Here is a 5,849-nt window from a genome sequence, read left to right as displayed (position 1 = left end):
GTGCCCATCGGGATCGGATCGATACCGTACTTCAGGTTCGGTGCTTCCTTCTTGATCTGCTTGGCGAGGAACGGCGCGGAGATCATCATCGCGACGCGGCCTTGCTTGAACAGGTTCTGCACGTCTTCGCGGCTGTAGCCGGTCACGCCAGGCTGCGTCAGGCCGTCGTCGATCAGAGTCTTGTACAGCGTGGCCGCCTTGATGCCGGCCGGCGAATTGAAGGCCGCCTTGCCGTCCTTGCCGACCACATCGCCGCCGTTGGTCCACAGCGCGTAGTAATAGTAGACGTCGGTTTCGATTTCCTTGCCTTGCAGACCGAAGCCGGCAATGCCCTGCGCCTTCAGTTTCTTCGACGCGTCGATCACGTCATTCCAGGTTTTTGGGCCGTCCGGGTAGCCGACCTTCGCGAGCAGATCCTTGTTGTAGTACAGCCCGCGTGCGGAAGCCGCGATCGGCAGGCCATAAATCTTGCCGTTGATTTCGCCCGGTGCCAGGAACGGGCCGATGAAGCGGGCCTTGAAGCTCGCGTCCATGTAGCCGTCGAGCGGCTCGGCGACGTCGTCCTTCACGAAGTCGAGCAGCCAGCGCGTGCCGACAATCGCCAGGTCGGCGTTGGCGCCGCCGGAAATGTCCGTTTGCAGTTTCTGTTGCAGCGTGTCCCAGTTCACGTCTTCGATCTTGATCGTGGTGCCGGGATTGGCCTTCTCGAAGTTACGGGCCATCTTTTCGAAGTACGGCGCGGTCGCATCGCTGTAATGCGCGACCGTCACGCGGACCGTGTCGGCGTGAGCCGCGACGGCGATACCTGCAAACGCGAGCGCCACGGCAACTTTGCCTAGCGCGAGGGAAGCACGGGCATGCAACGACATTTCTCTCTCCTGGGGGTGGTCTGCTGCCGTCGCCGGCCGCTTGGGTTGAATTGTTTGAAAAAATCCTACATGACGCAAAATAGCTTGTCACGTAGGGTCTGCCATATTTCGTCTTAGTCAGTTTTGTGCATAAGATGCTGTAAAGCAGGGATATTCTGCGTGACGGGAAGAAACGGATACCCAATATTCGGGATGACTAGACGACTACGCCGCAATCGGTTTGTAGGAAATTTACACGCCATATGGCGCTGCAACAGGGTTGAGGAGCGAGGGCAGACATGAATCGTGTGGTCTTGGTAACGGGCGCTTGCGGTGGCATCGGCAGCGTGTTGTGCAAGCGCTTCGTGGAGCAGGGCGATACGGTGCTGGCGCTCGATATCGACGCGGTCGCGCTGCACGGCTTGACGGCGCAAATCGGCGCCGCGCATGTCACGCCGATTGCGGTCGACCTCGGCGACGCCGCCGCAGTGCAGCAAGCGGTGGCCGAAGCGGTCAAGACGCGCGGTCCGGTGGACGTGCTGGTCGCCAACGCGGGCGCCGCGAAAGGCCTGACGCTCGCCACGACGGACGCCGCCAGCTGGCAACGCGACATCCATCTGAACCTGAACGGCACGTATCACACGGTGGAAGCGGTGCGCGCGTCGATGATCGAACGGCAGACGGGCGCGTTGGTGCTGATCGGCTCGGTGAACGGCATGGCCGCGCTCGGGCATCCGGCGTATAGCGCGGCGAAGGCCGGGCTGATCAGCTACACGAAAGCGCTGGCAATCGAACTCGGCCGCTATGGGATTCGCGCGAACATTGTCTGTCCGGGCACGGTGAAGACGCAGGCATGGCAGGCGCGCGTCGACAAGAATCCGCAGGTCTTCGAGGATCTGAAAAAGTGGTACCCGTTACGCGACTTCCCGACGCCCGACGACATCGCCGACGCGGTGTTGTTTCTCGCCTCGCCGATGGCGCGAGTGATTACCGGCGTCGCGTTGCCGGTCGACGGTGGGCTGATGGCCGGCAACCGTTTGATGGCGGAAGAACTGACGCTTGAATCGATCTGAAAACATTGAAGGGATAACGCGGCGTGCCGCTTGCTTCGACTTTGACTTTGACTTCGGCGAAGCAAAGCAAAACAAAACAGCACGACCGCATGACAGCACGACGATGAGGACAGCATGGCAGCAGTGCAACTGAGCGGCATCTTCAAACGCTATGGCGACACGCAAGTGGTGCACGGCATCGATCTCGACATCGACGACGGCGAGTTCGTCGTGCTGGTCGGCCCGTCGGGTTGCGGCAAAAGCACGCTGATGCGCATGGTGGCGGGGCTCGAGGAGATCAGCGGCGGCGATCTGATGATCGGCGGCACGCGCGCGAATACGCTTGCGCCGCAGCAGCGCAATATCTCGATGGTGTTCCAGAGCTACGCGCTCTATCCGCATCTGTCGGTCTACGAAAACATCGCGTTCGGGCCGCGGATTCGCAAGGAATCGTCCGCGAGTTTCAAGCCGCGGATCGAAGCCGCGGCGAAGATGCTGAACCTCGGCAGCTATCTGGATCGCTTGCCGCGTGCGCTGTCCGGCGGTCAACGTCAGCGGGTGGCAATGGGCCGTGCGGTGGTGCGCGAGCCTTCGCTATTTCTGTTCGACGAACCGCTGTCCAATCTCGACGCCAAACTGCGCGTGCAAATGCGCACGGAAATCAAGGCGCTGCATCAGCGTCTGAAGAACACGGTGATCTACGTCACGCACGATCAGATCGAGGCGATGACCATGGCCGATCGCATCGTCGTGATGAACGCGGGGCGCATCGAACAGGTGGGCCGTCCGCTCGATTTGTACGATCGTCCGGCCAATCTGTTCGTCGCGAGTTTCCTCGGCTCGCCGTCGATGAATTTTGCTGAAGGGGTGTTGGCCAATCGGGTGGAAGGACAGGGCTTCGCGTTAAAACTCACGGACGGTGGCGAGATCGTGCTGGAAGGCGCGCCGGCGTCCGCGGTGGTCGGCGCGAAAGTCACACTCGGCGTGCGGCCCGAGCACATCGAAACAATGACCGACAAGCCGGACGCCACGCTGGAAGTCGAAGTGGTCGAGCCGACTGGCGCCGAGACCCATTTGTACGGGAAGATCGGCGGCAGTACGTGGTGCGTGACGACGCGCCAGCGCTCGAAAGTGGAGCCCGGTCAGCGCGTCACGCTGCGCCTGCCGGCCGAGCATATTCATCTGTTCGATACGGAGAGTGGACGCAGGCTGGTCTGAACCGCGTGTTGCCTTTTACAGCGGCAAGAAGCCGAATAAGCCGATTGAAGCTGCGACGCGACGCGGATTCATCTAACCCTTAAGGAACACCGGGTGTCCGCACCGAACTTGATTCCCCACATCCGCGGCGCGCTGGACAATCTGCGGCCCGCCGAGCGCAAGGTCGCCGAGATGGTGTTGAGCGACGTCGACTTTGCGATGCGCGCGAGCATCACCGAGCTCGCGCAGCGCGCGGACGTGTCCGAGCCTTCCGTCACGCGCTTTTGCCGCGCGATCGGCGCGCATGGCCTGCGCGACTTCAAGATGCAATTGGCACAGAGCGTGGCGGGTGGTGTGCCGTATGCATCGACGGCGGTTGCACGTGACGACGATGTGCAGACGTTGATGGACAAAGTGGGTGAGGCCGCGGTCGATGGCGTCACGCACGCGTGTGCTGCGTTGGATCCGGTGGTGGTTGAGAGTGCGATTGCGGCGTTGTCGAGTGCGGGACGGGTTTTCTTCTTCGGCGTGGGTTCGGGGTCGGGACTTGTTGTACAAGACGCGGCTTTAAGGTTTTTGCGGCTGGATATTGCGGCCACTGCGTTTACGGATGGCCATTTGCAGCGTCTATACGCAGGCCTCATGGAACCGGGCGATGTGGCGTTTGCGATTTCGCATTCGGGCCGCAGCGTCGAGGTGAATGAAAGTATTCAGATCGCCAAGGAGCGTGGCGCGACGACGATTGCGCTGACGAATGTCGGCTCGCGCCTGGCGTGGTTGGTGGATATTCCGCTGCTGCTGCGTGTGCCGAGTCCGATTGATCCGAATACGCCCGGCGTGTCGCGGCTCGTGCATCTTTGCATCATGGATGCGCTGGCGATCGGCGTCGCGTTGAAGGCGGGGCCCAAGACGCTTGAAAAGATGCGGCATGCCAAGGCGCGGTTGTCGTCGCATGAGCCGGAGGCGACGGGGGATTGACCGAGAGGGTCCGCGTCAATCTCTGTGACAAACGAACGACACGAGCGCATGAACCGTCACGCCGCTTGAGGACGCCAGGCGATCATGCCGGCCGTCCGCGCACGAACTTCCGGTGAGGCTAAACACGTCGCGACGGCCTCGTATCCTGGTGATCCCGGAAAAGGCGCCACGCGAGTGGGCGGACTGTGATTGGCCGGGCACAGGATAACGGATTCGTCGGGGCCGATTGCCGCCAGATCCAGAATCGCTGAAGAGCGTGTCATCAAGAACAAAGGGCGTGCGCCAAGCCTGGCGCGTTGGCGGAGATGGACGATCAATGCTTCCTGTGTTGCCTGATCCAATCCTTGCTCGACCAAATCGACGACTAGCACGTCTGGCCCTTCAGCTTCCAATCCGACGAGCAGCGCAGTTAGCGCTTCCGATTCCACGGCACCTTCATCAATAAGCCACGCCAGCGTCGGAGCGACTCGCGATTTGAGCGCTGTATCCGCTTCGAGGCGTGTTGCGGCAGTGCCATCTTTTATCCGCTCAAGACCGAGGAATGTGGCGTTAGGTAGTTTCTCAGCCAGTCGCATAGCCAGCCGTGTCTTGCCACTTCCCAACGGCCCGATGATGTAGTTCAGCGGCCGGATCTCGCCAGTTTCGAAACGTTCGCCGCCCCAAGGCCAAGGGAGCTCGAAGGACACGTTGAATCCCGCCGACGGGTTTAGCAGACGCGCCAATTCTCCGTCGGCTGGTGCCTGACCGCGGGCAAGATCGGCGCGCAGCCTTTGGACCTTGTCGATCGTATTCACGAGGCGGCGGATTTCAGCGTGGAGCGTTGCCTCGTGCGCAGCCAGGGCCGGCTCCAGGCTTTGCGGATCGCCTTCCAGCACACGTGACACTTGGGCAACGCTGAGGCCAAGCGCACGCAGCGCCACGATCGCCGCAGCCCGCGCCATCATCTCGGGACCATAGGTCCGGTATCCGGCAAGGGTGCGTTCTGGCGTCAACAAGCCTCGCTGCTCGTAGAGCCGCAGAGCCTTGGTTGATACACCGAGTTGCCGCGCTGCTTCGGAAGCATTCAAAAACGGAGTGGAGCAAGCCATGGGTCACCTCTTCGTATGCTGACCACGCACATGATGCAGTCGGCCCTTGGGGCCGAGTCAACAGGATATCCGCAGCGCGGTATCGTTTTCGTGTCATCGTTTTACAACGAACAGCGCGCACCCTAGAATCCGCGAGGTTGGCGGAATCCATCAAACCACTGCGCGTTGTTCGAAAAAAAACCGAAGGGAAAATGAAAAAATTAATAGCTTCAGCCATGCTCTGTCTGCCCCTGTTCGCCCACGCCGCAACTGACGCGACGGCCGACTGCCAGTCCCACCTCGCCACCTGGATGAAAACTTTGCATCCCGGACGGCAACTCGACACTGAACATGCCGCGTGCAAAATCTGGCCCGCCGATCCTTCGCTGACGCTGGCCGTGCAGGCGCTGCCGAAAGCCGGCAATACAGACGACGGAGGCCAGTACGACGTCGAAGTGCTGGTCGCCGACAGCAAGTCCGGTGCAATCATCGCACATGAATATGAGCCGGCCGCTATTAGCTCCGACGCGATCCAGTTCAGTCAAATCGATCTGGATACCGCTCGCTATCAACTCACTCCGCAATTGCGCGCATTTGGCGTTCGCGTGACCTACGAGGGTTCGTCGCGCGTCAATCCGTACGAAGGTCAGTCGCTGAGCTTGTATGTGCTGGACGGCCACACGCTGCGTCGCGTGGTCGACGATCTG

At 61.1% G+C, this 5,849-nt stretch carries 5 protein-coding genes and 1 pseudogene; 4 read left to right on the top strand and 2 right to left on the bottom strand.

The window, feature by feature from the left end:
• Positions 1 to 869: sugar ABC transporter substrate-binding protein (locus tag QOC89_RS16280; protein WP_323045951.1), on the bottom strand; the 869-nt coding region annotated here is incomplete at its 3' end.
• A gap of 278 nt (positions 870 to 1,147) precedes the next feature.
• On the opposite strand from QOC89_RS16280, the gene QOC89_RS16275 reads away from it, so the two are divergent.
• The 3 genes from QOC89_RS16275 to QOC89_RS16265 all read left to right on the top strand — a co-directional run bounded on the left by QOC89_RS16275 (position 1,148) and on the right by QOC89_RS16265 (position 4,075).
• Entirely contained in the window at positions 1,148 to 1,921 is a 774-nt protein-coding gene (locus tag QOC89_RS16275; protein ID WP_323045950.1) for an SDR family oxidoreductase, read from the top strand.
• Between the two features lie 114 nt (positions 1,922 to 2,035).
• Complete coding sequence (locus QOC89_RS16270; protein WP_323045949.1) at positions 2,036 to 3,118, top strand: sn-glycerol-3-phosphate ABC transporter ATP-binding protein UgpC; 1,083 nt, start codon at positions 2,036 to 2,038, stop codon at positions 3,116 to 3,118.
• A 93-nt stretch (positions 3,119 to 3,211) separates the two neighbouring features.
• Complete coding sequence (locus QOC89_RS16265) at positions 3,212 to 4,075, top strand: MurR/RpiR family transcriptional regulator (RefSeq protein WP_323045948.1); 864 nt, start codon at positions 3,212 to 3,214, stop codon at positions 4,073 to 4,075.
• A 56-nt stretch (positions 4,076 to 4,131) separates the two neighbouring features.
• Here QOC89_RS16265 and QOC89_RS16260 read toward each other — a convergent pair whose 3' ends face one another.
• On the bottom strand, positions 4,132 to 5,163 hold the full coding sequence (locus QOC89_RS16260) for a MerR family transcriptional regulator (RefSeq protein WP_323045947.1): 1,032 nt from the start codon (positions 5,161 to 5,163) through the stop codon (positions 4,132 to 4,134).
• A 191-nt stretch (positions 5,164 to 5,354) separates the two neighbouring features.
• Between QOC89_RS16260 and QOC89_RS16255 the strand changes: the two are divergent.
• A pseudogene (locus tag QOC89_RS16255) lies at positions 5,355 to 5,849 on the top strand (hypothetical protein); the annotation flags it as partial.

Source organism: Paraburkholderia sp. (assembly GCF_034668105.1).
In the GTDB taxonomy this organism is placed as follows: domain Bacteria; phylum Pseudomonadota; class Gammaproteobacteria; order Burkholderiales; family Burkholderiaceae; genus Paraburkholderia.
This window is presented reverse-complemented; position numbering and strand designations above follow the sequence as displayed.

Excerpts from the sequence above, each read along its gene's own strand:
- QOC89_RS16275 (WP_323045950.1), top strand. The coding sequence starts at position 1,148 with ATGAATCGTGTGGTCTTGGTAACGGGCGCTTGCGGTGGCATCGGCAGC.
- QOC89_RS16270 (WP_323045949.1), top strand. The coding sequence starts at position 2,036 with ATGGCAGCAGTGCAACTGAGCGGCATCTTCAAACGCTATGGCGACACG.
- QOC89_RS16260 (WP_323045947.1), bottom strand. The coding sequence starts at position 5,163 with ATGGCTTGCTCCACTCCGTTTTTGAATGCTTCCGAAGCAGCGCGGCAA.